Raw genomic sequence first — 1,281 nt, 5'->3', positions numbered from 1 at the left:
GCAAAAAGAACCGGATTTAAACCCTCAGCATCTCCATCGCGGAAGGCTGATTGGCGTCCTGCTTTTCGGTGCTTTTATTGCCATCCTGAATCAAACACTTTTAAACGTAGCCATTCCTCATATCATGAATGATTTGGGTGTCTCCGCTACAACGGTCCAGTGGCTTTCCACCGGATACATGCTCGTAAATGGAATTATGATTCCGCTCGTTGCCTTTCTGATCGCAAGATTTGGAACGAGGAATTTGTTTATCGCATCCATGCTCTTATTTGCTTTAGGAACGGTTATTTGTTCCATTTCAACCACCTTCTCCATGCTGATGATCGGACGGGTTGTCCAGGCAGCTGGAGCCGGTATCGTTATGCCATTGATGATGACAGTGTTTATGACGGTCTTCCCTCCTGAAAAACGCGGAGCAGCGATGGGAATCATGGGGATTGCCATGATTTTCGCCCCTGCAGTAGGCCCGACACTTTCAGGCTGGCTTGTACAGTATTATTCTTGGCGCCTGTTGTTCGACGTGGTCATTCCATTTGCTGTTCTTGACTTGATTCTTGCTGTGATGTGGATGAAGGACGTTACGAAAATTACAAAGCCGAAATTTGATTACCCTGGTGTGATCCTATCCACGATTGGCTTCGGATTCCTATTGTACGGATTCAGTGAAGCCGGAAGTGACGGCTGGACCAGCGGAACGGTCCTTACTTCCCTGATCATCGGAGTACTGGGAATTATCTTGTTTGCCTGGAGAGAGCTGACAGCAGAATCTCCAATGCTTGATTTAAGGGTATTCAAATATGATATTTTCTCCTTGACTACCGTCATTAACATGATTAACAATGCGGCGATGTTTGGAGCGATGCTTCTATTGCCGATCTATCTTCAAAATATCAGGGGCTATACCGCACTTCAATCAGGACTGTTAATAATGCCTGGTGCGATTATTATGGGGATCATGTCGCCGATTTCAGGGAAGTTGTTCGATAAAATGGGTTCTCGCCCGCTGGCGATTTTTGGTCTGGCCATTACAGCCATCACGACCTACCAATTTACACATTTAACCATGACAACATCCTATAGCCATATCATGATGTTGTACATTTTCCGAAGCTTCGGGATGTCCTTTTTGATGACAACCGTTATGACAGAAGGGATGAATCAGCTGCCGCTTCGACTTGCGAGCCATGGTACTGCTGCATCCAATACAGCCCGGACTGTTGCCGGAAGTATCGGTACCGCATTCCTGGTTACGGTTATGACAACCCGGTCTGATTTCCATAC

General features: G+C 46.4%; 1 protein-coding gene. It reads left to right on the top strand.

From position 1 onward, the window contains the following. Window positions 1–46 precede the first annotated feature (46 nt). The coding region (locus A5N88_RS23955) for a DHA2 family efflux MFS transporter permease subunit (protein ID WP_157090846.1) at window positions 47–1,281 on the top strand (1,235 nt) is incomplete at its 3' end.

It is taken from the genome of Heyndrickxia acidicola, assembly GCF_001636425.1.
Classification (GTDB): Bacteria; Bacillota; Bacilli; order Bacillales; family Bacillaceae_C; genus Bacillus_AE; species Bacillus_AE acidicola.
This window is presented reverse-complemented; position numbering and strand designations above follow the sequence as displayed.